This window comes from Micromonospora sp. 050-3 (assembly GCF_046549335.1).
GTDB classification, from domain to species: domain Bacteria; phylum Actinomycetota; class Actinomycetes; order Mycobacteriales; family Micromonosporaceae; genus Micromonospora; species Micromonospora trifolii.
Window position 1 is genome coordinate 2,614,691 of record NZ_JAJPVX010000002.1, and the last position, 23,207, is coordinate 2,637,897.

19 protein-coding genes are annotated in these 23,207 nt (G+C 71.4%); 4 read left to right on the forward strand and 15 right to left on the reverse strand.

The genetic code is table 11. From position 1 onward, the window contains the following. Positions 1-14 precede the first annotated feature (14 nt). Entirely contained in the window at positions 15-1,079 is a 1,065-nt protein-coding gene (locus ACLJOK_RS27110) for a helix-turn-helix domain-containing protein (protein WP_410821377.1), read from the reverse strand. Positions 1,080-1,342: 263 nt separating this feature from the next. On the opposite strand from ACLJOK_RS27110, the gene ACLJOK_RS27115 reads away from it, so the two are divergent. Beyond that, positions 1,343-2,548 (forward strand): peptidoglycan-binding protein, encoded by a 1,206-nt coding sequence (locus tag ACLJOK_RS27115; protein WP_410821378.1) that lies wholly within the window; start codon positions 1,343-1,345, stop codon positions 2,546-2,548. Between the two features lie 192 nt (positions 2,549-2,740). On the opposite strand, the gene ACLJOK_RS27120 is transcribed toward ACLJOK_RS27115, so the two are convergent. The 7 genes from ACLJOK_RS27120 to ACLJOK_RS27150 form a co-directional block, all read right to left on the reverse strand. Continuing rightward, positions 2,741-3,802, reverse strand: coding sequence for an ABC transporter permease (locus ACLJOK_RS27120; protein WP_410821379.1), 1,062 nt, complete (start codon positions 3,800-3,802; stop codon positions 2,741-2,743). Continuing rightward, positions 3,799-4,692: an ABC transporter ATP-binding protein gene (locus tag ACLJOK_RS27125; protein WP_410821380.1), complete on the reverse strand. Its 894-nt coding sequence runs from the start codon at positions 4,690-4,692 to the stop codon at positions 3,799-3,801. Before ACLJOK_RS27125 ends, ACLJOK_RS27120 begins: the two co-directional genes overlap by 4 nt. Positions 4,693-4,772: 80 nt before the next feature. Beyond that, a complete protein-coding gene (locus tag ACLJOK_RS27130) occupies positions 4,773-5,489 on the reverse strand; it encodes a response regulator (protein WP_410821381.1) in 717 nt (238 codons plus the stop codon). Then, entirely contained in the window at positions 5,486-6,823 is a 1,338-nt protein-coding gene (locus tag ACLJOK_RS27135; protein WP_410821382.1) for a sensor histidine kinase, read from the reverse strand. The genes ACLJOK_RS27130 and ACLJOK_RS27135 overlap by 4 nt, the downstream gene beginning before the upstream one ends. 121 nt (positions 6,824-6,944) lie before the next feature. After that, positions 6,945-7,895 (reverse strand): permease prefix domain 1-containing protein, encoded by a 951-nt coding sequence (locus ACLJOK_RS27140; protein ID WP_410821383.1) that lies wholly within the window; start codon positions 7,893-7,895, stop codon positions 6,945-6,947. After that, a complete protein-coding gene (locus tag ACLJOK_RS27145; RefSeq protein ID WP_091401756.1) occupies positions 7,892-8,233 on the reverse strand; it encodes a PadR family transcriptional regulator in 342 nt (113 codons plus the stop codon). Before ACLJOK_RS27145 ends, ACLJOK_RS27140 begins: the two co-directional genes overlap by 4 nt. Before the next feature lie 130 nt (positions 8,234-8,363). Then, on the reverse strand, positions 8,364-8,963 hold the full coding sequence (locus tag ACLJOK_RS27150; protein WP_410821384.1) for a hypothetical protein: 600 nt from the start codon (positions 8,961-8,963) through the stop codon (positions 8,364-8,366). A gap of 134 nt (positions 8,964-9,097) precedes the next feature. On the opposite strand from ACLJOK_RS27150, the gene ACLJOK_RS27155 reads away from it, so the two are divergent. Continuing rightward, the gene (locus ACLJOK_RS27155; protein WP_410821385.1) at positions 9,098-10,516 is read left to right on the forward strand and encodes a protein kinase domain-containing protein; all 1,419 of its coding nucleotides are present in this window, start codon (positions 9,098-9,100) and stop codon (positions 10,514-10,516) included. 142 nt (positions 10,517-10,658) lie between these two features. Here ACLJOK_RS27155 and ACLJOK_RS27160 read toward each other — a convergent pair whose 3' ends face one another. The 3 genes from ACLJOK_RS27160 to ACLJOK_RS27170 form a co-directional block, all read right to left on the reverse strand. Continuing rightward, complete coding sequence (locus tag ACLJOK_RS27160) at positions 10,659-11,207, reverse strand: hypothetical protein (RefSeq protein WP_410821386.1); 549 nt, start codon at positions 11,205-11,207, stop codon at positions 10,659-10,661. Beyond that, a complete protein-coding gene (locus tag ACLJOK_RS27165) occupies positions 11,204-11,743 on the reverse strand; it encodes an RNA polymerase sigma factor (protein WP_410821387.1) in 540 nt (179 codons plus the stop codon). Before ACLJOK_RS27165 ends, ACLJOK_RS27160 begins: the two co-directional genes overlap by 4 nt. A 99-nt stretch (positions 11,744-11,842) precedes the next feature. Further along, positions 11,843-12,463, reverse strand: a complete 621-nt coding sequence (locus ACLJOK_RS27170; RefSeq protein ID WP_410821388.1) for an L-threonylcarbamoyladenylate synthase — start codon at positions 12,461-12,463, stop codon at positions 11,843-11,845. Positions 12,464-12,608: 145 nt separating this feature from the next. Here ACLJOK_RS27170 and dnaE point away from each other — a divergent pair, with 145 nt between their 5' ends. After that, a complete protein-coding gene (dnaE, locus tag ACLJOK_RS27175) occupies positions 12,609-16,139 on the forward strand; it encodes a DNA polymerase III subunit alpha (protein WP_410821389.1) in 3,531 nt (1,176 codons plus the stop codon). Positions 16,140-16,183: 44 nt separating this feature from the next. On the opposite strand, the gene abc-f is transcribed toward dnaE, so the two are convergent. The 3 genes from abc-f to ACLJOK_RS27190 all read right to left on the reverse strand — a co-directional run bounded on the left by abc-f (position 16,184) and on the right by ACLJOK_RS27190 (position 20,425). Beyond that, complete coding sequence (gene abc-f / locus ACLJOK_RS27180; protein ID WP_410821390.1) at positions 16,184-17,821, reverse strand: ribosomal protection-like ABC-F family protein; 1,638 nt, start codon at positions 17,819-17,821, stop codon at positions 16,184-16,186. A gap of 325 nt (positions 17,822-18,146) precedes the next feature. Next, a complete protein-coding gene (locus tag ACLJOK_RS27185) occupies positions 18,147-18,842 on the reverse strand; it encodes a response regulator (RefSeq protein ID WP_410821391.1) in 696 nt (231 codons plus the stop codon). Further along, positions 18,839-20,425, reverse strand: coding sequence for an ATP-binding protein (locus tag ACLJOK_RS27190; protein ID WP_410821392.1), 1,587 nt, complete (start codon positions 20,423-20,425; stop codon positions 18,839-18,841). Before ACLJOK_RS27190 ends, ACLJOK_RS27185 begins: the two co-directional genes overlap by 4 nt. A 97-nt stretch (positions 20,426-20,522) precedes the next feature. Between ACLJOK_RS27190 and ACLJOK_RS27195 the strand changes: the two genes are divergently transcribed. Further along, a complete protein-coding gene (locus ACLJOK_RS27195; RefSeq protein WP_410821393.1) occupies positions 20,523-21,908 on the forward strand; it encodes a cation:dicarboxylate symporter family transporter in 1,386 nt (461 codons plus the stop codon). Positions 21,909-21,996: 88 nt separating this feature from the next. Here ACLJOK_RS27195 and ACLJOK_RS27200 read toward each other — a convergent pair whose 3' ends face one another. Beyond that, the gene (locus tag ACLJOK_RS27200) at positions 21,997-23,139 is read right to left on the reverse strand and encodes a serine hydrolase domain-containing protein (protein WP_410821394.1); all 1,143 of its coding nucleotides are present in this window, start codon (positions 23,137-23,139) and stop codon (positions 21,997-21,999) included. Between the last annotated feature and the right edge of the window lie 68 nt (positions 23,140-23,207).

Consider the following 23,207-nt stretch of genomic DNA (forward strand, 5'->3'; position numbering starts at 1 on the left):
CTCGACCCGGCCCGTCAGCCTTCCGGTCGGGGATCGACCAGGAACACCTGGTCCGCGCCGTTGGTGCACGGCTCGACCAGCGCCTCGGCCGACACCTCGGTGTCGTCCTCGCGGAGCCCGACGCACAAATTCGTGTCGCTGGGCCTGATGCGGTACGAGATCGGCGCGGATGCGGTCGGCTCGAAGCGGAACTGCTGCGACAAGTTGGTGTCGCTGCATTCCTGCCAGGGTTCGAGCATGTTCCGACCGGGATCCTCGGCGCGGACGGTGAGGCAGCCCGGCCCGTGCACCGGGTGGTTCCACTTGATGAAGTACAGCCCGTCGGCCGCCGGCTCCAGGTAGGTGTCCGGCGGGGTGGCGTCCACGCAGGGACGCTGGACCAACACCTCGCTCTTGTACTGCCCGGTGCGGTCGCGCCCCTCGCTGAGGCACAGCTGCGGGCTGCGGACGGGGTGGATCCGGCTCAGGCGCGCGTCCGGTGCGATCGTCGGGCTGGCGTCGGCCTCGGGGCTTGCCTCGCCGTCCGGGCTGGCGCTGTCCGCCGAGGGGACGTCGGAAACCCCCGGGGTCGGGCCGCCGCGCTGACCCGTCTGCTGTGTGTCGTCGGGTCGTTGAATCCAGACGACCACGCCGACCACCGCCAGCAGCACCACGACGGCGAGGATCGTCAGCGGTGTACGCCGAGCGAACCACCACGTCCGCACCGGGCGTTGCACCACGGCCGGTGCCGCATCGGCAGGCGAACGGTCCGCTGTGCTGCCGTCGGTCGGCTGGTCCGACGCGGGCGACCTCGGCGCGTACGCGTTCACCGCGAGATGGTGTCGCGCCCGTAGCCACGTCTCGACCTGATCTCCCGCGCCGCACGCCCGCACGAACGCCGCCACCACCTCGGGTCGCGGCAGTGTGGACCGGCGCATGATGTCAGCCGCGGTGCTACGGGCCAGCACGTCACCCGCCGATGCGGCCCGCTGCTCCAACTGCCGGTAGGTGAGCCCCGACCGGTCCTTGAGCTGGCGCAGCATCTCGACGAACTCGGCCGGGTCGGACGCGTCGTCCGGGCGTAGCTCCCCCGTGGTCATCGCACGATTCTCCAGACACCGCCGACGCGGTGGCAACTGGGGTCCCAGTGACTGTCCGAGATGGTCGGACAGGATCCGGACAAGATCCGGACATGCCGCCGTGAGCTGCGCGGACAACGCTCCCCGGCGACCAGGGCATTGTCCTCGTCCGCCGGTTTATCTAGCGTCGATGCTCGATGGTCGCGCCGTTGACCGGGGTACGGCCGACGGGCTCGTGCCGGCAACGGTCCGGGCCCGACCAGATCGACGAAACGGGGAAATCAATGGATGACGGTGCCCGGGATGCGGTGCCGCAGGCGGCCACGGCGGGGGACTACGTCGCGTTGCTGCGGGACGTGCGGCGTTGCTCGGGCCTGACCTACCGGGAGATCTCCCGGCGGGCCTCGGCGGCCGGACACTGGCTGCCGGCCAGCACGCTCGCCACGATGCTGGGGCGCATCACCCTGCCCCGGGAGCGCACCGTCGTGGCGATGTTGGCGGCCTGCGGAGTGCCCGACGTTGAGCGGTGGGTGGAGATGCGGCGGGACATCGAGGCCCGCCTCAGCGAGCGGGACCGATGGGAGACGTCAGCGCCGCAGACCACTGCGGCGCCCGCCGTCAGCCAGCCCTCACCGGCTGAGCCGGTCCCGCCCGATGGCCCGATACCGTCGGCCGAGCCGACCTCGCCCGCTGATCCGGCCGCTGGCCCGACCCTGTCCGCTGGTCCGGCCCTGTCCGCCGGCTCGGCCCTGTCGGCCGACGCGGTGCCGTCCGCCGGTCCCGGTCCCACGGACGAAGCGACACCGACGGTCCGGCCGGTCCTGCCGGAGCGGTCGCGGTCCGCAGCGCCCCGGTCGGCCCGTCGCCGCCTCCGGCTGGCGGGGCTCGCGGTGCTCGGCGCGCTGACGATCGGTGGCGCCGGCACGCTGCTGCCAAACCTCACCGCTGCGGCGAAACCCTCGCCGACCGACGGTTGCCCGCTGGTCCTGCGCCAGGGCATGTACGGCCCGTGTGTGCTGAACCTCCAGGAGCGGTTGGTGGCCCGTGGACTGAACGTGCCGGTGGACGGCTGGTTCGGCCCCGGCACCACCAGCGGGCTGATCGCCTTCCAGGCCCTGGGGAGCCTGCCGGTCAGCGGCACCGCGGACGGGCAGGTGCTCGACGAGTTGGCGAGCCAGCCGACGGCGCCGGCGCCCTGGCCGGAGGACCGGATCGGCAAGTACCTGCGGCGGTCCTTTCCGGAGGACCCGAGCGGGGCTGTGGAAATGGCGCGGTGTCTGTCCGAGTTGGACCCGTACCGGGTGGTGGTCGTCGCGGACGGGTCGCGGCGCTGGGGGCTGTTCCAGTTCACCGACACGGAGTTGTCCCGGTTCGGGGTCGACCCCCGGACGGCACTGGACCCGTACTGGAACATTCGGACCGCACGCAACGTCTGGTCGCTCACCGGCGGTTTCGGCCACTGGCAGTGCGCACCGTCACCGTCGATGTGACAGCTGATCGGTGCGGTCATCGAGAGCCCCTCGGTCCGGAACCGGCGACAGCCAGGCCGCTGCCGTGCGATGGACTCACCGTAGGAGTGCCCGCGCTGTTCGCAGCCTCCGAACAACGCTCGGAACGGTGCCGTACGGCAGCGGGCGCCGGTATCCGACCAGGACACCGACGCCCGCGCGGGGCGGGACCCCTCAGCCGATCGTCTCCCGTTCCCGCCAGGCGGTACGTAGCGAGGTCCGGCCGTTGGTGCGCAGGAGCGACCCCTCGTACACCCGGGCACCGGCGAGGAGGAACGCGCCGGCGGCGAGCACCAGGACGACCAGCGAGACGATCGGCTCCCAGCCGGCCGCGTCGCCGGTGAACAGCCGCAGCGGCATGGCCGTGGGCGACGAGAACGGCAGGTAGGACAGCACCCGCATCGCTGTGGCGTTGTCGTTCAGGAAGATCACCGCGAAGAACGGCAGCATGACGGCGAACTGCACGGGCGTCGACACGGCGGCGATGTCCTCCTGCCGGTTGGCCAGCGCGCCGGCCGCCGCCCACATGGCGGCGAGCAGCACGAAACCGATCAGGAAGAACGGCACGAACCAGCCGATCGCCGGGGCGAGGAGGCTGAGCAGACCTCCGCTGTCGCCAATCTGCAACCCGATCACCGCCACCACCGCGATCAGGGCGATCTGCGCGAACGCCAGGGTGGCCCCGGCCACCACCTTCCCGGCCAGCAGGGCCCGGACCGGCACGGCGGCGACCAGGATCTCCACGATCCGGGTCTGCTTCTCCTCGATGACGCTCTGCGCGATCTGCACACCGAACGTCTGTGAGGTGATGAAGAAGACGAACGCGAAGACGAACGGCACCAGGAACGCCACCACCGGATCGACAGCGTCCGGGTCGAGCAGGCGGACGGTCGGCTGGGTGCTCAGGGCCTTCACCACGTCGTCCGGGGCGTCGTCCATGGCCAGGACGGCCGGTCCGGTGACCACCGCAGCGTCCACGTCGTCGTCGCGGACGGCCTGCTCGGCGGCCCGGTCGTCGGGGACGACCCGGACCTCCAGCCCGGCGGCGCGCAGCGGCGCGGCCATGCTCTCGGTCACTGCCACTGTGGACGGCCCGCCGGAGAACAGCGGCGGCAGGATGGTGCCCGCCGCGGCGATCAACAGGAAGAACAGCGTGCCGAACAGGAAGGTGCGGTCGCGCAGCTTGACCCGGATCTCGCGTTCGGCGATCAGCCGGGTGGCCTGGGTGACGTTCACTGGGTGACCTCTCGGAAGATCTCGGTGAGCGAGGGGCTGACCGGGCGGAAGGCGCGGACCGGGCCGCGCGCGAGGGCCGCCCGCAGCACGGGCTGTTCGTCGGTGCCGGCCGGCAGGTCGAAGACCACCCGGGCGCCGTCCAACTCGACCACTGTCACCCCGGGGTGGTCGCGTACCCAGCCGGCGTCGTGCTCCACCACCAACTCGAAGCGGGGCACCGTGTACGAGTCGCGCAGCTGCTGCCGGCTGCCGGCTGCCCGGATCACCCCGTCCCCGATGATCACCAGGTCGTCGCAGAGGCGCTCCACGACGTCGAGTTGGTGACTGGAGAAGAGCACCGGCGCGCCGGCCGAGGCCCGTTCCCGCAGCACGGCCACGACGGTCTCCACGGCCAGCGGGTCGAGGCCGGAGAACGGCTCGTCGAGGACCAGCACCTCGGGGTCGTGTACCAGCGCGGCGGCGATCTGGGCGCGCTGCTGGTTGCCCAGCGACAGCGTCTCCAGCAGGTCGTCGCCGCGTTCACCGAGCCCGACCCGGTCCAGCAGCGCGTCGGTGGAACGTCGTGCCGCGGCGGGGTCCAGCCCGTGCAGCCGGCCCAGGTAGGTCACCTGCTCGCGGGTGGTCATCTTGGGGTAGAGGCCCCGTTCCTCCGGCATGTAGCCGAAGCGCCGGCGGTCCTGCCGGGTCAGCGCGGTGCCGCCCCAGGTCACCTCGCCGGCGTCGGGGGCGAGGACACCCAGGATGATCCGCATGGTGGTGGTCTTGCCGGCGCCGTTGGCGCCCACGAACCCGGTCATCCGGCCGGCGGACACCTCGAAGGACACGTTCCTGAGCACCTGACGGTCGCCGAAGCTGCGGTCGACGCCGTCGAGGCGAAGCGTTCTGGTCACGCACCCACGCTAGATCGATCACGCCGCTGCGCCGTCCGCCCGGCGGGTGAGGGGGCGGGTCCACCTCGCGGCGGACGCCGTCACCCGCCGGGCCGGACCACCCCGTTCTCGTACGCGAACACCACTGCCTGCACCCGGTCGCGCAGGCCGAGCTTGGCCAGTACCCGACTCACGTGCGTCTTCACCGTCGCCTCGCCCAGGTGGATGGCCGTGGCGATCTCCGCGTTGCTCGATCCGGCGGCGAGCAGCATCAGCACCTCCCGTTCGCGCGGGGTCAGCTCGGCCAGCGTGGCCTCGGCGTCCGGACCCCGGTGGGCGGTGCCCGCCGGGTCGCCGGGTCGGGCGAAGGTGGAGATCACCCGCCGGGTGATCTCCGGGGCGAGCAGACCGTCGCCCCTGGCCAGCACCCGGATCGCCTCGATCAGCTCCTCCGGCGTGCCGTTCTTGAGCAGGAAGCCGCTGGCCCCGGCCCGCAGCGCGGCGAACAGGTAGTCGTCGCGATCGAAGGTGGTGAGGATCAGCACCGCGGGCGCCCCGGGGCCGTCGGCGACGATCTGCCGGGTGGCCTCCAGGCCGTTCATCCCGGGCATCTCCACATCCATGAGTACGACGTCGGGGCGGGTGGCTCGGGTCATGGTGACGGCCCGTTCGCCGTCGGCGGCCTCACCGACCACCTCGATGTCGTCCTCCACCTCCAGGATGACCCGGAAGCCGGTGCGGACGAGGTGCTGGTCGTCGGCGAGCAGCACCCGGACCGTCGGCCCGGTGTCGGGTGCGTGCTGGGCTGGCGCGCTCATGCCGACGGCTCCGCTCCGGCTGCCGCCTGCTGCCTGTCGTTCGGCTCCCGCTGTGGGCCCACCGACCGGTCCGTTGACGCCGCGAGGGGGAAGCGGGCGCGTACCCGCCAGCCGCCGCCGGCCCGCGGCCCGGCCTCCAGGTCGCCGTCGTGGGCGGTGACCCGTTCGCGCATGCCGATCAGGCCCAATCCGACGGTGTCGGTCGGGCCGCCGCCCCGCCCGTCGTCGGTCACGTCGACCTCCACCTCCCGGGCCAGGTACCGGACCCGCACGTCGAGCAGGGCGGCCTCGGCGTGCTTCAGGGTGTTGGTCACCGCCTCCTGCGTCACCCGGTAGGCCGTCTGGGAGACCGATTCGGGCAACGCGACCGGGTCGCCGTACACCCCGAGGGTGGCCGTCAGCCCGGCGGCCCGAGCCCGCTCGACCAACTCGTCGATCCGCTCGACGCCGCCAGCCGTCGGCGGCGCGGCGTCGGTGCCGGCGGAGGTCCGCAGGACGCCGAGCATCCGACGCAGCTCGTCGACGGCGGTGCGGGCGCTCTGCTCGATGGCGGTCAGCGCCGTGCGGGCCTTGCCCGGGTCGCGGTCGAACACGCGGCGGCAGGCGGATGCCTGTACGCCCATCACCGACACGTGGTGGGCGACCACGTCGTGCAGCTCCCGGGCGATCCGGACGCGTTCGCCGAGCACCGCCCGTTCCCTCCCCTCGGCCTGCGACCGGCGCAGGTCCTCGGCCTGCGCGCGCAGCTCGTGCTCGCGGCGTGCGGCCACCCACGCGGTCTCGCCGAAGAAGTAGGCGAACCCGAGAGTCAGCACGTTGACCAGCACGCCGGTGACCATCGCCGCGAGCACTGGTGGCACCGGGCCGACCGCGTCGTCGAAGGCATCAGGGGGGATGTGGTCGATGGTCACGGCGTAGTAGACGCCCAGCCAGATGAACATGGTGGCGATCACGCCGATCCGCAGCCGGCGGGCCAGCCGATGGTCCTGCCCCCAGGCGCCGGCGGTGTAGATGACGCAGAACAGCGCCCAGGCGGAGAACTGGGTCTCCGGGGCCGATCGTGCCTGGGCACAGATGAACACCACCGAGACGATCAGCAGGGTCGCCAGCGGCCAGCGTCGTCGCCAGACCAGCGGCAGCGTCACCGCGACGGTCCAGAACAACTGCTCCGGCCCGGATGGTGGTGGGCCCAGCAGGAACGCCCCGGCGCTGCGGGCCAGGGTGAGGCTGACCAACGCCAGCCCGGTCACCGCCAGCCCGATCCACAGGTCGAACCGGCGCTGTTCGGCTGTCGGACCCGGCCGGCGCCATTCGTCTCGTGCTGCCACGGTCATCCGGGAACGATGCCACGCCGCCCACCAGGCCCGTCGACCGGGCACGCCGCTTCCTGCACGGCCACGCCGACGGGCGACGGCCCGGCGCGGGGTACGCGCCGGGCCGCCTACGCTGGTGCGCTCACGCGGTCGTCTGCTGGCGGGTCTTCCGGGCTGTGTCGACCAGGTCCCAGACCACGATCGCGGCCGCGCCGACCGCGATGGCCAGGCCGAGGGAGTCCCGGTTGTCTGCCTCCGCCACCCAGCTCAGGCGCTCACCCAGGGCCGGGTTGAGCAGTCGGTCGGAGAGCGCCAGCCATGCCAGCGGCACCGCGAACGCCAGGTTGAGCAGCGCCTTCACGCCGAACAGGGCCCAGGTCCAGCGGTCGATCCGATACTTGACGACCTCGAAGATCACGCTGAGCGCCAGCACCCCGATCAGCGCCGGCAGCCAGAACGACCACAGAGCCGGGTCGAGGATCGGGATGTTCTCGCCGTCGGTGCCGCGTACCCAGGAGTGGTAGTGCTGGAGCGGCAGGTACGCGATCGTCAGCAGCAGCATGATCACCGATGCGATGGTGTCGGCGAGGGGGATGCCTCGTCGCACCGGTGCGTCGGGCAGTTGGTCGACAGTCCATTCCGGCAGGTCAACGGCCGTCTGGGTGCGCTCGATGATGGCGAACGTCACTGTGAGCCAGAAGGCGATCTGCACGGCCACCTGCATGGCCGCGACGATGCCCGGCCCGATGGCCCCGAAACCTTTTCCTTCGGCCGCGTCGACCACTGTGACGATCGTGCCGACGAGCGCTGGAATGAAGCTGAGCAGCAGCTTCAGCAGCCGCAGCCAGAGCAGGTAGTAGGTCGGGCCGATGAGCTGCAGCCGGCGGTCGGCGTACCGGGCGGCCAGCACGTCCGGGTTGCCCAGCTCGGTGAGCACCTCGCGCTCGGCGGCCGTCGGGTCCGCGCCGCCGCCGGTGCGGTCGTCGATCATGTCCTCGATGGAGGCCCGCAGCTCGGTGGCGATCTCGTCGCGGCGCTGAGTGGGCACCGATCGCAGGGTGGCGGCGAGGTAGCGGTCGGTCAGGGTGTTCATCGGTCCACTCCTTGGATCAGCCCGGTGATGGAGGTCTGCACGGCGGCGAGGTCGTCGAGGAGCCGGTTCAGCATCGACTCGCCCTCGTCGCTGGTCCGGTAGAACTTGCGCGGTCGGCTCTCTTCGGTGTTCCACTCGCTGGTCAGCAGCCCCTGGTCCTCCAGACGGCGCAGCAGCGGGTAGAGGGTGTTGGCGTCGACCGGGAAGCCGTGGTCGCTGAGCCGTTGCAGTAGTGCGTAGCCGTAGTCCGGTCGGCGTAGCGCGACCAGGCTGGCCACCACGACAGTGCCTCGACGCAACTCCTGCAGGTGCGTCCGTAGAACGTCCTCGCTAACCATGTGTCACACCATACTGTGTGGCACACACTATTGTCTACGCCGACATCATCGTGTCTGCCCAACCTCCGTTCGGGCCGACACGACGGACGGGGCGCCCGGTCGACACCGGACGCCCCGTACCTGGGAAAAGTCAGCAGGTCGGGCCCTGCCGGAAGTTCCGCTCGACGAAGCTGGCCGGACCAACCTGGAAGTAGCCCGCCCCCGGCCGGATCGGGTGGCCGGTGAACAGTTCCACCCGCGACCCCACCCGGACCAGGTACGCCTCGGCGTCCCCCGCGTCGTTGCGGATCAGCGAACCCCGCCGCCCGTAGATCGCCTCCAACTCGTCGAAGGACATGCCGACCGTGGCGCCGGCGGGGGACCGCGGCGGCGCGGTGGCCGTACCGACCTCCACCAGTCGCCCGTCGCGGAAGGCCAGCAGGATCACGCCCGCCCAGGATCCGGTCGCGCCGGCGTGTACCACCCCGCCGCAGGTCGGCACGGTCCAGTCGATGTGCCCGTTGGTGGTGAGCGACGCCAGGCTGGCGCCGATGCGGTAGACACCGACGCCACGAACGCTGAGCACCTGCGGGTGGCTGTGCCCGGCGGCGGCGGCGAGCGGACCGCGCGCCGAGGCGGGCGCGGTGCCGCCGGCCACTGGCGCTGCCGCCGCCGGGCCGGCGACGGTCGCCGGGACGAGCGTGCCGAGCGCCAACGCGGCGGTGGTGAGGAGGATCGCGGGACGGTTCATTGTGGCTCCTTCGGTGATGGGTCTCCTGCCCTGTTAGTCACCGCGCCAGGGCCAACGGTTCGTCGGGATTCCAACCGGCCGGGTCTACTGTGCAGAGAAACGCCGACCGACCATGCTGGCCGGGGGTGACGCGGGTGACGGCTCCACTGCGGATCGGCCCCTACGCGATCGAGCGACTGCTCGGCGTCGGCTCGTTCGCGACGGTCTGGCTGGGCTACGACCGGGCGCTCGACGCGCACGTGGCGATCAAGGTGCTGGCCGAGAACTGGAGCCACGACCTGCGGGTGCGGGAACGCTTCCTCGACGAGGCTCGGCTGCTGCGCCGGTTGGAGCACGAGCGGCTGATCCGGGTGCACGCCGTCGGTGAGCTGCCCGACGGCCGCCCGTACGCGGTCCTGGCCTGGGCGGACGGGGGCAGCCTGCGCGACCGGCTGGCCGCTGACGAGATCCCCGCGCCGACGGCGTTGCGGCTGCTCGGCGAGGTCTGCGCCGGGGTCGCCGTGCTGCACCGCCACGGCGTCGTGCACCGCGATCTCACCCCGGGCAACATCCTGTTCCGCTCCGCCGGCCCCGACGGGCCGGAACAGGTGCTGATCGCCGACCTCGGCCTGGCCAAGGCGCTCGCCGCCGCCTCCGGGCTGACCGCCCGGGCCGGCACACCGGGCTACATGGCCCCCGAGCAGGACGATCCGGGCGCTGTGGTCGACACCCGCGCCGACGTGTACGGACTCGGCCGGCTCGGCATCCGACTGCTGGCAGCCGACCCGTCGAGCGCGAACCCGACCCGGCTCGACCCGCCTCGGCACCCCGGGGAGATCCGACTTCGGGACGACGTGCCTGCGGCCGTGGCTGCGGTGCTCGCACAGGCCACCGCCCACCGCCCTGCCGACCGCTACCCCGACGCCGCGACCCTGCACGCCGCGTTGATCCGCGCGAGCGCCCCGGCCGTGGCGGCCGGTCCCGCGCGGCGACAGCCGTCACCCCGGGCGGGGGCGCGCCGCCGGTACTGGTCGCGGCGGGCCGGGGCCGCGGTGGTGGCCGTCGCCGCGGTGGGTGCGGTGGGCGCCGAGCCGGGTGGCGCCGGGTCGGCTCGGCCGGTCGGCGGCACGTACACGACCGGGCCGCTGACCGTGACGTTGCCGCCCGGCTGGTCCGCCACGGGTGCCACCTGGGCCGGTCAGTACGGTGCCGACGGCGAACCCGAACCGGCGTTGGTGATGTCGCCGCAACCCCGCCGTTGGGCCGCCGACCTCCACCTGCCCGGCGCGTTCGTGGGCCTCTCCGTCAGCACGGCCGCCCGCGCCACGCCCGCCGGTTTCCTGGCCGAGCGCACGCACGGCGACTGCACGCCCGCGCCGGCCCGCGCCACCCGGCAGGCGGGCGTCGAGTGGACCGTTGTGGCGTACCGCTGCGACCGGGGCCGGCCGCAGATCATCGAGTCGGCAGCCCTGCACCCCGGCCGACCCGCCCTGGTGTACGTGCAGGTCGCCCCGCCCGCGGACGGCGGCCCCGACTTCGTGGACACCCTGCTCGCCGGGGTGCGCCTGCGGTAGGTGCGGCGGAACGCGCCCGGCGGCGACCCGCCGGGTGTGAAGCTGTCACAGTGGCCCAGAAGCGCGAGCCGGTGAGCGGCAGCGCGGTGCTGCTGGGGGTCGCCACCGCCGAGTTCCTCCGGGCCCGGCACCGATCCACCGGCTAGCGGACCACAACTGTGATGGTGTGCTCCCGGCCGTCCTTGGGGATCGTCACGGCGACAGTTCCGGCGCGGACGAAGCGGATGTCCACCACGCCCGCCTCGTACTGCTGGGAGACCAACTCCGGGCGGTCCACGGTGACGAGCCCGGGCCCGATGCCCTGGATACGCAGCACCGCGCCGGTGGCGAAGCAGAGCGATTTCAGCAGCTCGATCTCGGTCTCGGCGAGCGGCAGGTCGTAGCGGACCGCGCCCTGGCAGGCCGGCGTCGCGTCGGTCGGCGGGGGAGTCGTGCGGGGCGTACCCCTGGGCCTGGTGGGTGCGGGCGGTGGCGCGGCCGCGCGCGCGCTGGTCGGCGGCGGTCGGGACGGCGACCCGGTGAGCGCGGGGCTCGCGGAGATCGTGGCGATCGCGGAGGGGGCCGGCGTCGTACGGGTCGGACCGGGCGGTTGGACGGGCAGGGGCGAGACGGCGTCGCCGCCGCCGCAGGCGGCGACCCCCACGGTGGCCGCGAGGAGGACGCCGAGCCGGCGGAACGACGCGCGGCTCATTCGACGCCGAGCCGTTGCCGGACCTGGTGGCGGGCCGAATGCAGGCGGGACTTCACCGTGCCCACCGGTACGTCGAGCAGGGTGGCGATCTCGGGGTAGCTCAGCCCGAGGACGTCACGCAGGGCCACCACCTCGGCCAACTCGGGGCGCACCGCGTCGAAGGCGTCGAGCAGGTCGAGGCGGGTGCCCGCGACCACGCTGGTCCGGCGGGGGTCGGGCTGGTCGGGCAGCGGGACGCCGCCGGCCTCCAGTCGACAACGGCGGCGCAGCGTGCGGTAGGTCGAGCGGGCCCGGTTGGCGGTCAGCCGGTGCAGCCAGGTGCGGAACGAGGAACGCCCCTCGAACCGGGTGATGCCGCCGGCCAGCGCCAGCAACGTGTCCTGGCAGGCCTCTTCGGCGTCCTCCCGACTGGGCAGGAATCGGGCGCACAGTCGCAGCACCTCCGGGCGCACCGCGACCAGCAGGGCGTTGAGCGCCGCGGGGTCGCCGTGCGCGGCGGACCGGGCCAGGGCGTCGATGTCGTCCGCGTCGGGCATGCCGGGTGTCCAATGCTCGCCGGTGCCGATCCCTGAGCGTAGGACAGGTGCCGCCGCAGCGGCCCCGTAGCGTCCGGCACCCGACGTGAAACCGGCGCGCTACTCGAAGCGGGACACGTCCCCGGCGCCCCGGCGCAGGATCTCCGGCTCCGGCCCGGACAGGTCGATCACGGTCGTCGGCTCCTGACCGCAGTCGCCGCCGTCGAGCACCGCGTCGAGCTGGTGGTCGAGCCGTTCCTTGATCTCCCAGCCCTGGGTCATCGGCTCGTCGTCGCCGGGCAGGACCAGGGTGCTGGACACCAGCGGCTCGCCCAGCTCGGCCAGCAGCGCCTGGGTGACCGTGTGCCGGGGCACCCGTACGCCGACGGTCCGCTTCTTCGGGTGCAGCATCCGGCGCGGCACCTCCCGGGTAGCCGGCAGGATGAACGTGTAGCTGCCCGGGGTGGACGCCTTGACCAGGCGGAAGACGGCGTTGCTGATCCGGACGAACTGGCCGAGCTGCGCGAAGTCCCGGCAGATGAGCGTGAAGTGGTGCCGATCGTCGAGGTGCCGGATCTGGCGGATGCGGTCCAGCCCGTCCTGGTTGCCCAACTGGATGCCGAGCGCGTAGCAGGAGTCGGTGGGGTAGGCGACCAGCCCACCACCGCGGATCAGGTCCGCGACCTGCCCGATGACCCGGGGCTGTGGGTTCTCCGGGTGCACGTCGTAGTACCTCGCCATCCTGAAGAGCCTAGGCCCTCGCCGGGGAGATCAGGAGACGAGGGACACCCTCGGCGCGGACGGTGGAGCCGCCGAGATCACCTCGGTAGGGTAGGTGCCGGTCGGCTCCGACCAACAAGATCCACACCGCCGGGGGGCGCCACGCATGGCTGATTCGTTCGCGCATCTGCACGTGCACACCGAGTACTCGATGCTCGACGGAGCGGCCCGACTGAAGGACCTGTTCGCCGAGGCCAAGCGGTTGGGCATGTCCGCGGTGGCGATCACCGACCACGGCAACATGCACGGCGCGAACGACTTCTACAACCAGGCGATGGCCGCCGGGATCACCCCGATCCTGGGCGTCGAGGCGTACGTGGCGCCGGAGTCGCGCTATCACAAGGCGCGGGTCAAGTGGGGGCGCCCGGAGCAGAAGAGCGACGACATCTCCGGTAACGGCGCGATCACCCACAAGACCATGTGGGCGAAGAACGCGCAGGGCCTGAAGAACCTCTTCACCCTCAACTCGCGCGCCTCCATGGAGGGGCACTACGTCAAGTGGCCCCGGATGGACATGGAGCTGATCGCCGAGCACGCCGAGGGGATCATGGCCACCACCGGCTGCCCGTCCGGCGCGGTGCAGACCCGGCTGCGGCTGGGCCAGTTCGACGAGGCCCTCAAGGTCGCCGCCAGCTACCAGGACATCTTCGGCAAGGACAACTACTTCCTGGAGATCATGGATCACGGCCTCTCCATCGAGAGCCGGGTCCGCGAAGGGCTCACCGAGATCGCCCGAAAGCTGGACATCCCGCCGGTGGTCACCAACGACTCCCACTACACCCACGAGGCGCAGGCCACCGCCCACGACGTGCTGCTCTGCGTGCAGACCGGCAGCAACATCGACGACCCCAACCGGTTCCGGTTCGAGGGCGGCGGCTACTTCATCAAGAGCGCCGACCAGATGCGCGCGGTGGACTCGTCCGAGTTGTGGCAGGAGGGCTGCCGCAACACCCTGCTGGTCGCCGAGAAGGTCGACCCGAAGGGCATGTTCGAGTTCCACAATTTGATGCCGCGCTTCCCGGTGCCCGAGGGGGAGACCGAGGAGTCCTGGTTCCGCAAGGAGACCTTCGCCGGCCTGGCCCGCCGCTATCCGGGCGGCATCCCCGAGGGGCACGTCGTCCAGGCGGAGTACGAGCTGGGCGTCATCAACCAGATGGGCTTCCCGTCCTACTTCCTCGTGGTCGCCGACTTCATCCAGTGGGCGAAGAACCAGGGCATTGCTGTGGGTCCGGGCCGTGGTTCGGCTGCCGGGTCGCTCGTCGCGTACGCCCTGGGCATCACCGACCTGGACCCGATCCTGCACGGGCTGATCTTCGAGCGGTTCCTCAACCCCGAGCGGGTCTCGATGCCGGATGTCGACATCGACTTCGACGAGCGTCGGCGCGGCGAGGTGATCAAGTACGTCACCGACAAGTGGGGCGAGGACAAGGTCGCCCAGATCGCCACCTTCGGCACGATCAAGGCGAAGGCCGCGATCAAGGACTCGGCCCGGGTCCTCGGTTTCCCGTACGCGGTCGGTGACCGGATCACCAAGGCGATGCCGCCGGCGGTGATGGGCAAGGACATCCCGCTCACCGGCATCTTCGACAACAAGCACCCCCGCTACGCCGAGGCGGGCGAGATCCGCGGCCTGTACGACTCCGACCCGGACGTCCGCAAGGTGATCGACACGGCCAAGGGCATCGAGGGGCTGATCCGGCAGACCGGTGTGCACGCCGCCGGCGTCATCATGTCCGCCGAGCCGATCATCGAGCACATCCCGCTGACGCGCCGCGACGCCGACGGGGCGATCATCACGCAGTTCGACTACCCGACCTGCGAGTCGCTCGGGCTGCTGAAGATGGACTTCCTCGGCCTGCGCAACCTGACGATCATCGACGACGCGGTCAAGAACATCGAGCTGAACCACGGCCGGAAGCTCGACCTGCTGGGCCTGCCGCTGGACGACAAGGCCGCGTACGAGCTGCTGGCCCGCGGTGACACCCTGGGCGTGTTCCAGCTCGACGGTGGGCCGATGCGGTCCCTGCTGCGGTTGATGAAGCCGGACAACTTCGAGGACATCTCCGCCGTCCTGGCCCTGTACCGGCCCGGCCCGATGGGCGTCGACTCGCACACCAACTACGCGCTGCGCAAGAACGGCCTCCAGGAGATCACGCCGATCCACCCGGAGCTGGAGGAGCCGCTGCGGGAGATCCTGGCGCCTACCCACGGCCTGATCGTCTACCAGGAGCAGGTGCAGCGCGCCGCGCAGATCCTCGCCGGCTACACCCTCGGTCAGGCGGACCTGCTGCGCCGGGCCATGGGTAAGAAGAAGAAGGAGATCCTCGACAAGGAGTTCATCCCGTTCCGGGATGGCTGCCGCGAGCGCGGCTACTCCGACGAGGCGATCCAGGCGGTGTGGGACGTCCTGGTGCCGTTCGCCGGGTACGCCTTCAACAAGGCGCACTCCGCCGCGTACGGCCTGGTCTCCTACTGGACCGCGTACCTGAAGGCGCACTATCCGGCCGAGTACATGGCCGGGTTGCTGACCAGTGTCGGCGACGACAAGGACAAGATGGCGCTCTACCTGGCCGAGTGTCGCCGGATGCGCATCCAGGTGCTGCCGCCGGACGTGAACACCTCGGCCGGGCCGTTCACCCCGGTCGGCAGGGACATCCGCTTCGGCCTCGCCGCCGTGCGCAACGTCGGGGCGAACGTGGTCGCCTCGATCATGCGCTGCCGGGACGAGAAGGGCGAGTACGCCGACTTCTACGATTTCCTGTCCAAGGTGGACGCGGTGGTCTGCAACAAGAAGACAATCGAATCGTTGATCAAGGCGGGGGCGTTCGACTCTCTCGACCACCCCCGCAAGGGCCTGCTCGCGGTGCACGCCGACGCGATCGACGCGTACGCCGACGTCAAGCGCAAGGAGGCCGTGGGCCAGTACGACCTGTTCGGCGCCGGCTTCGGTGACGCCGACACCGGCAGCACCACTGTGATGCCGACCATCGGCGACAGCGAGTGGGACAAGCGCGACAAGCTGGCCTTCGAGCGGGAGATGCTCGGCCTGTACGTCTCCGACCACCCGCTGTTCGGCTTGGAGCACATCCTGAACGCGGCGGCCGACACCACCATCGCCTCCCTGGCCGAGGACGGCGCGGTGCCCGACGGGGCGGTCGTCACCCTCGCCGGCATCCTGTCCGGGGTGCAACGCCGGGTCACCAAGCAGGGCCGCGCCTGGGCGTCGGCCACCCTGGAGGACCTGGCCGGCGGGGTGGAGACGTTGTTCTTCCCCAACACCTACGAGGTGATCGGGCAGTACATCGCCGAGGACGCCATCGTGGTGGTCAAGGGTCGGGTGGACCGCCGCGACGACACCCCACGCATCATGGCGATGGACATGTCCATGCCGGACGTCAGCACCAGCGCCACCAACAAGCCGGTCACCCTCACCATCCCGGTGCACCGCTGCACACCGCCGCTGGTGGAGAAACTCAAGGAGACCCTGGTGCTGCACCCCGGCGACACCGAGGTGCACGTCAAACTCCAGAACGGCGGGCGCACCACCACCCTGCGGTTGGGTCCGTTCCGGGTGGCGGCGACGACAGCGCTGATGGGTGACCTGAAGAGCGTCCTCGGCCCGGCCAACGTGAGCTGACCGGGCCTCGGTCCGGCCGGCGTGCGCCGGCCGGACCGCCGGGCTCAGCCCTGGTCGGGGGCGCTGATCTCCCGCAGCTGGCCGTCGGCCAACCGCAACCACCGCCGCACGCCGATCTCGGCGAGGAACCGTTCGTCGTGGCTGACCACCACGAACGCCCCCTGGTACGCCGACAGCGCGCTCTCCAACTGACCCACGCTGACCAGGTCCAGGTTGTTCGTCGGCTCGTCGAGCAGCAGCAGTTGCGGCGCCGGTTCGGCGCAGAGCACGCAGGCGAGGGTGGCGCGCAGCCGTTCACCGCCGGAGAGCACCCCGACCGGCAGGTTCACCCGGGCGCCCCGGAACAGGAACCGGGCGAGCAGATTCATCCGCTTCGCGTCCGGCAGGTTCGGCGCGTACGCGGCGAAGTTCTCCGCCACCGTACGGTCGAGGTCCAGCAGGTCCAGCCGCTGCGACAGGTACGCGATCCGCCCGTCGGCCCGCCGGATCTCGCCGCCGGCCGGGTCCAGGTCGCCGTTGACCAGGCGCAGCAGAGTCGACTTGCCGACGCCGTTCGCCCCGGTGAGCGCGATCCGTTCCGGACCCCGGATCACCAGGTCCGCGCCGTCGCCGCCGAACAGGTCCCGGTCGTCGAAGCGGGCCCGCATCCCCTGGCCGGAGAAGACAGTGCGCCCACCCGGGACCGTGGTGTCCGGTAGGTCCACGACGATCCGGTCCTCGTCGCGTACCGCCCGCCCTGCCTCGTCGAGCCGGGCCTTGGCCTGACCGAGCCGGGACGAGTGCGTCTCCTGCGCCTTGCCCGCCGACTCCTGCGCGCTGCGCTTGAGCCCACCGGCGACGATCCGAGCCAGGCCTGCGTTCTTCAGGTTCTTCGAGGCGTTGCTGGCCCGCCGGTCGGCGCGTTCCCGGGCCTGCTGCATCTCCCGCTTCTCCCGCTTGACCTCCTGCTCGGCGTTGCGCAGGTTGCTCTCGGCCACCTCCCGCGCCGCCTGCACCGCCTCGGTGTACGCGGTGAAGTTGCCCCCGTACCAGCGGATCTCGCCCTGGTCCGGTTCGGCGATGCGGTCCATCCGGTCCAGCAGTTCCCGGTCGTGGCTGACCAGCAGCAGGCACCCGGACCAGTCGGTCAGCACGTCGTAGAGCTTGTGCCGCGCCTCCAGGTCCAGGTTGTTCGTCGGCTCGTCGAGCAGCAGCACGTTCGGACGGCGCAGCAGTTGCGCCGCCAGACCGAGCGAGATCACCTGACCGCCGCTGAGGGTGTGCAGCCGGCGGTCGAGCGACAGCTCACCGAGGCCGAGCCGGTCCAACTCCGAGCGGGTGCGCTCCTCGATGTCCCAGTCGTCGCCGATGGTGGCGAAGTGTGCCTCGCTGGCGTCGCCGGCCTCGATGGCGTGCAGCGCCGCGATCCGCTCGGCCACGCCCAGCACCTGCGCCACGCTCAGGTCGCCGACCAGCGGCAGCGTCTGCGGGAGGTAGCCGAGCACACCGTCGACGGTGACGCTGCCACTGCTGGGCCGCAGCTCGCCGGCGATCAGCCGCAGCAGGGTGCTCTTGCCGGCGCCGTTGGGCGCGACCAGGCCGGTACGGCCGCCGGGAACGGTGAAGGACAGCTCCGAGAAGACCGGGGTGTCGTCCGGCCAGGAGAAGGACAGGTTCGAGCAGACAATGAACGCATCAGACATGCGAGTGACCTCAAAGGGTGGGGTGGGCGCGCCTCAGCCGCCCGACGACAACGGGAACCGGTGGAACGACAAATGGCCACGGCGGCTGCGCAGGAGGCGCGCCGAACCGATGGCCGAACACATCCGGTCTCACCCGGAGATGTCGTCGTCACCCGCCATGTCTGGTCTCCCTGGTCGTACCGCTAACCCAACTCGCCGAGTCTAACAACGGATCGTCGCCCCGCCACCGCGTTCCCGCCGACCCCGCCGATCTTGCGCTTGCTGTCGCAGAAATGCCGCTTCTGTGGGCAACAGTCCCAGCAGAAGACGCAAGATCGGCGAGGTGTCAGCGGGGTCGGTACTCGACCTCGGGGCGGCCGGGGGTGCCGTAGCGGGGAGTGCGGGCGGCGCGGTCGACGGTCACCAGGTACTCGAGGTAGCGGCGGGCGGTCACCCGGGAGATGCCGGTCAGCGCGCTCACCTCGGTCGCGGACAGCCCGGCCTCCGTGCGGGTGCCGTCGGTGAGCGCGGCGCGTACCCGGTCGAGAGTCTGCGCGTCGAGCCCCTTGGGCAGGCTGTGCCCGGCGGTGCCGCGCAGGGTGGCGAACATCTGGTCCACCTCGTGCTGGGCGGCGACCTCGCCGTCGGCGAGCGCCTGGGCGCGGTAGTCGGCGTACCGCTCCAGCTTGTCGCGGAACGCGGCGAACGTGAACGGCTTGAGCAGGTAGTGGGTCACCCCGAGGGACACCGCGGTGCGCACCACCGCCAGGTCCCGCGCGGACGTCACGGCGAGCACGTCGACGCTGCTGCCGGCCGCGCGCAGCGCCCGGCAGACGTCCAGGCCGTGCAGGTCGGGCAGCCGAAAATCAAGGAGTACGAGGTCCACGTCGCCGCCGCCGTTGGCGCGCAGGGCCGCCATCGCCGCCCGTGCGGTGTGCGCCACCCCGACCACCACGAAACCGGGAACGCGTTCGGTGTACGCGCTGTGCGCCTCGGCCAGCAGCGGCTCGTCCTCGACGACCAGCACCCGGATGGCGGTCACGACCGCTCGATCCTGCTCGGCAGCCGGACGGTGAACAGGCTGCCGCCGTCGTCGGAGCGACAGACCTCGGCGCTGCCGCCGTGCCGGCGCACCACCTGCCCGACCAGCGCCAGGCCGAGACCCCGGCCGGTGCTCTTGGTGGACCAGCCGCGCCGGAACGCGTCGGCGACCCGCTCCGGTGCCAGCCCGGGGCCGCTGTCGGCGACCCGGACCACCAGCTCGTCGTCGGCCGCGCCGACGAAGACCCGCACCCGGCGCGGCGCCGGCGTACCGGCCACCGCCTCCAGGGCGTTGTCGACCAGGTTGCCGACCACTGTGAGCAGGTCACCGGTCGGCAGGGGACTGTCGTCGAGGCGGCAGTCCGGCTCGATGACCAGATCCACTCCGCGCTCGCCGGCCTGTGCGGACTTGCCGAGCAGCAGGGCGGCCAACGCCGGCTCGGTCACCGCGCCGACCACCCGATCGGTCAGCTGCTGGGCGAGGGCCAGGTCCCGGGTGGCGAGCCGGACGGCCTCGTCGGCGCGACCCAGCTCGACCAGGGTCAGCACTGTGTGCAGCCGGTTGGCCGACTCGTGGGTCTGCGCCTGCAGCGCCTCGGTCAGCGCGCGCACCGAATCCAGCTCGCTGGCCAGGGTGCGCAGCTCGGTCTGGTCGCGCAGGGTCAGTACGGTGCCGAGCACCGCGCCCTCGAAGCGGGTGGTCCGCTGGTTGGCGACGAGCACCCGGTCACCGGCGACGATCGGCTCGTCACGGGCGTCGCGCCCGGACTCGAGCAGCTCGGCCGCCGCGGGCGGCAGGTCGATCCCGGCCACCGGCTGGTCGATCACCGGCGCGTCCGCGTCGAGCCCCAACAGTCGGCGGCCCTCGTCGTTAACGAGAGCCACCCGACGATCGGTGGTCAGCACGACGAGACCTTCGCGCACCGAGTGCAGAACGGCGTCGTAGTACTCGTACATCCGGGTCATCTGCGCCGGTCCCAGACCGTGCGTCTGACGACGGAGCCGGCGGCTGAGCAGCCAGGAGCCCGTCGCGGCGAGCGCCAGAGCGGGCGCGACCACTCCGAACAGCACCGGCAACTGGCCGAGCAGCTTCTTGTCGATCTCGCGGGTGGTGATGCCCACCGAGACCAGACCGATGAGGCGTCGCTGCTCGTCGTACACCGGAACGACAGCGCGTACCGACTCGCCGAGCGTCCCGACGTTTGTGGTGGTGAACGCGCGGCCCGCCAGGGCGGGCCCGATCTCACCGACGAACGGCTCGCCGATCCGGTCCTGGGTAGGGTGCGAGAAACGGGTGCGGTCGGGGGCCATCACCACCACGAAGTCGGTGCCCGTGGCCTGCCGGGTCGATTCGGCGTACGGCTGGAGGACCCTCGCGGGGTCGGCGGTCGTGAGGGCCGCGCGGACGTCGGGGGAGCCGGCCACGGTCTGCGCCACCGCGAGCACCTCCTCCTGCGCGGCCTGGCGGGAGTCGCTGCGGGCCAGCCAGACGGCGCCCGCCGCGCCGGCCAGCACGAGCAGCGTCACCACCATCGCCTGGAGGGCGAAGAGTTGCCCCGCGATGCTCCACTGGCGTCGGGCCATCTCCACCACCTCCTCGTCGCGCCACCGTTTCGGCCATCGCGGTGAACAGAATGACCGCAAGGCTGTCAACGGGTGAGACGCGCTTCACATTGTCGACATGGACACCACCGCATCCGCCACCACCCCGGCACCGGCGGTCCGCCGGGACCGTACCCGTTACCTGTATCTGGCCGTCATCGTGGCCGTGGTCGCCGGCATCGTGGTCGGCCTGGTCGCCCCCGATTTCGGCAAGGAACTCAAGCCGATCGGCACCGGCTTCGTCAACCTCATCAAGATGATGATCAGCCCGGTCATCTTCTGCACCATCGTGCTCGGCGTCGGCTCCGTCCGGCAGGCCGCGAAGGTCGGCAAGGTCGGCGGCCTGGCCCTCGGCTACTTCCTGACCATGTCGACAGTCGCGCTCGCCATCGGTCTGGTCGTCGGCAACCTCATCCACCCCGGCTCCGGCCTGAACCTCGGCCCGGACCTCGTCGGCTCGGGCAAGGCCGCCGCCGGTGACGAGGCCGCCGGCACTGCCGACTTCCTGCTCGGGATCATCCCGACGACGCTGCTCTCCTCGCTCACCGAGGGCAAGGTGCTCCAGACGCTGCTGGTCGCCCTGCTGGTCGGCTTCGCCGTCCAGGCCATGGGCCGGCGGGGTGAGCCGGTGCTCAGCGCCATCACCGTCATCCAGCGGGTCGTCTTCAAGGTCCTCGCCATGATCATGTGGCTGGCGCCGATCGGCGCGTTCGGCGCGATGGCCGCCGTGGTCGGCGCGACCGGCGTGGACGCCCTCAAGAGCCTCGCCCAGATCATGGTGGGCTTCTACGCCACGTGTCTGATCTTCGTGCTGGTCTTCCTGGGCGCGCTGCTGTGGATCGTGGCCCGGATCTCGATCTTCTCGCTGCTGCGTTACCTGGGCCGGGAGTTCCTGCTGATCCTGTCGACCTCGTCGTCGGAGTCGGCACTGCCGCGGCTGATCGCCAAGATGGAGCACTTCGGCGTGAGCAAGCCGGTCGTCGGCATCACGGTGCCGACCGGCTACTCGTTCAACCTGGACGGTACGGCGATCTACCTGACCATGGCGTCGCTGTTCATCGCCGACGCGCTGGGCAAGCCGCTGGCCATCGGCGAGCAGATCTCGCTGCTGCTGTTCATGATCATCGCGTCGAAGGGTGCCGCCGGGGTCACCGGCGCCGGGCTGGCCACGCTGGCCGGCGGCCTCCAGTCACACCGGCCGGACCTCGTCGACGGGGTCGGGCTGATCGTCGGCATCGACCGGTTCATGTCCGAGGCTCGGGCGCTGACCAACTTCGCCGGCAACGCGGTGGCGACAGTGCTGGTGGGAACCTGGACCGGCGAGTTCGACCGGGAGCGGGCGACAGCGGTGCTGAGCGGCAACGACCCGTTCGACGAGGCCACCATGCTCGACGAGCACGACGACGACGAGGCGGAGTCCCGCCCCGACGAGAAGCAGGTCGCGCCAGCCGGAGCCCCGGCCTGAGTCACGGCGTGGACCGGGGGTCGCGGCGGCGCAGCGCCGCCGCGACCCCCGGCTCGGCAGTGGGACAACAGCCGCGAGCCACCGCCCGTCAGGCTCGCCAGGCGTCCAGGCACCGCGCCATCACCCGGAAGGGGATGGCCTGCCCCCTGGTCTGGTCGACGGTGCCGGCCAGGTGCAGGTCGAGCTCCGGGCAGTGGAAGAGCCACGTCCCGGTGGCGCCCGAGTGGCCGACGAGCGTGACCGGGCGGTGCCCCGGCGAGACGAGCCGACCGGCCGTGAAGACCATGGTGCCCAGTCCGTACCGCAGGATGGGGATGTTGCGCAGTCGGTTGCGCCGTTCGGTCAAACGCTCCAGTGAGCGGGCGTCCCGGAAGAGTTCGCCGGCGAGCAGCGCTCGCTGAAAGGTGAGCAGGTTGTCGGTGGTGCTGAACAGGTCGTTGCAGGACTCGACCAGCGCCGTCACCTCCACGCGACGCCGCTTCGCGTAGAGCGGCGAGGGCGGCGCGGTCGCCGGCTCCGGCGGACGATGCCCGGGGAGCCAGGTCCGCGTCAGGCCGAGCGGGCCGAGGATCCGCTCGGTCAGCAGGTCGGCGAACGGTCGTTCGGTCACCGTCTCCAGGATGCGGATGAGCAGTTGGAAGCCGGTGTCGGAGTAGCGGGCCCGCTGCCGGCGGGCGGTGAGGTCCTGCGGCGCGAAGTGCGGACGCTGCTGCTCGCGCGTGGTGCGCATCGTGTCCTCGAAGGTCCACGCGACGTCCCGGCCGGCGGCGAGGTGCTCGTACAGGCTGGGGCCGCCAGCACGCTTCTCGAACTGGTCCGGCAACCCGGACGTGTGACTCGCGAGGTGGCGCACGGTGATTGCGGACGTCCGGTCGACTCCCTTCAGGACGTGCAGCGCATCGGTCGTCGCCGCTGGTAGGTAACTGTTGATCGGTGCGGCCAGGTCGAGCTCGCCGCGCTCCTGCGCCTGAAGCACCAGGGTGATGATGAACCGCTTGGTGACGCTGGCGATGAAGAACGGGGTGTCGGGGCGCCACGGCTGGACGTCGGCGCCGGTCGGGCCGCAGGCTGCGGACCAACGCAGGTCCCCGACGCCGTTGGTGACGGCGAGATTGGCGTGGTGCACCACGCGTCGCGCGACCAGCTTTTCCAGCAGGCTCGTCAGCCGCGCGTCGACGTCGGCGGGAACGTGGTTGTCCTGGGCGGGGGTGGTGCTGAGCGGCGGTGTCACATGGATGCTCCTCGCGGTGGCGACTCCATATGTCTACTAGACATGTCTATGAGAGACAACGGTCTAGA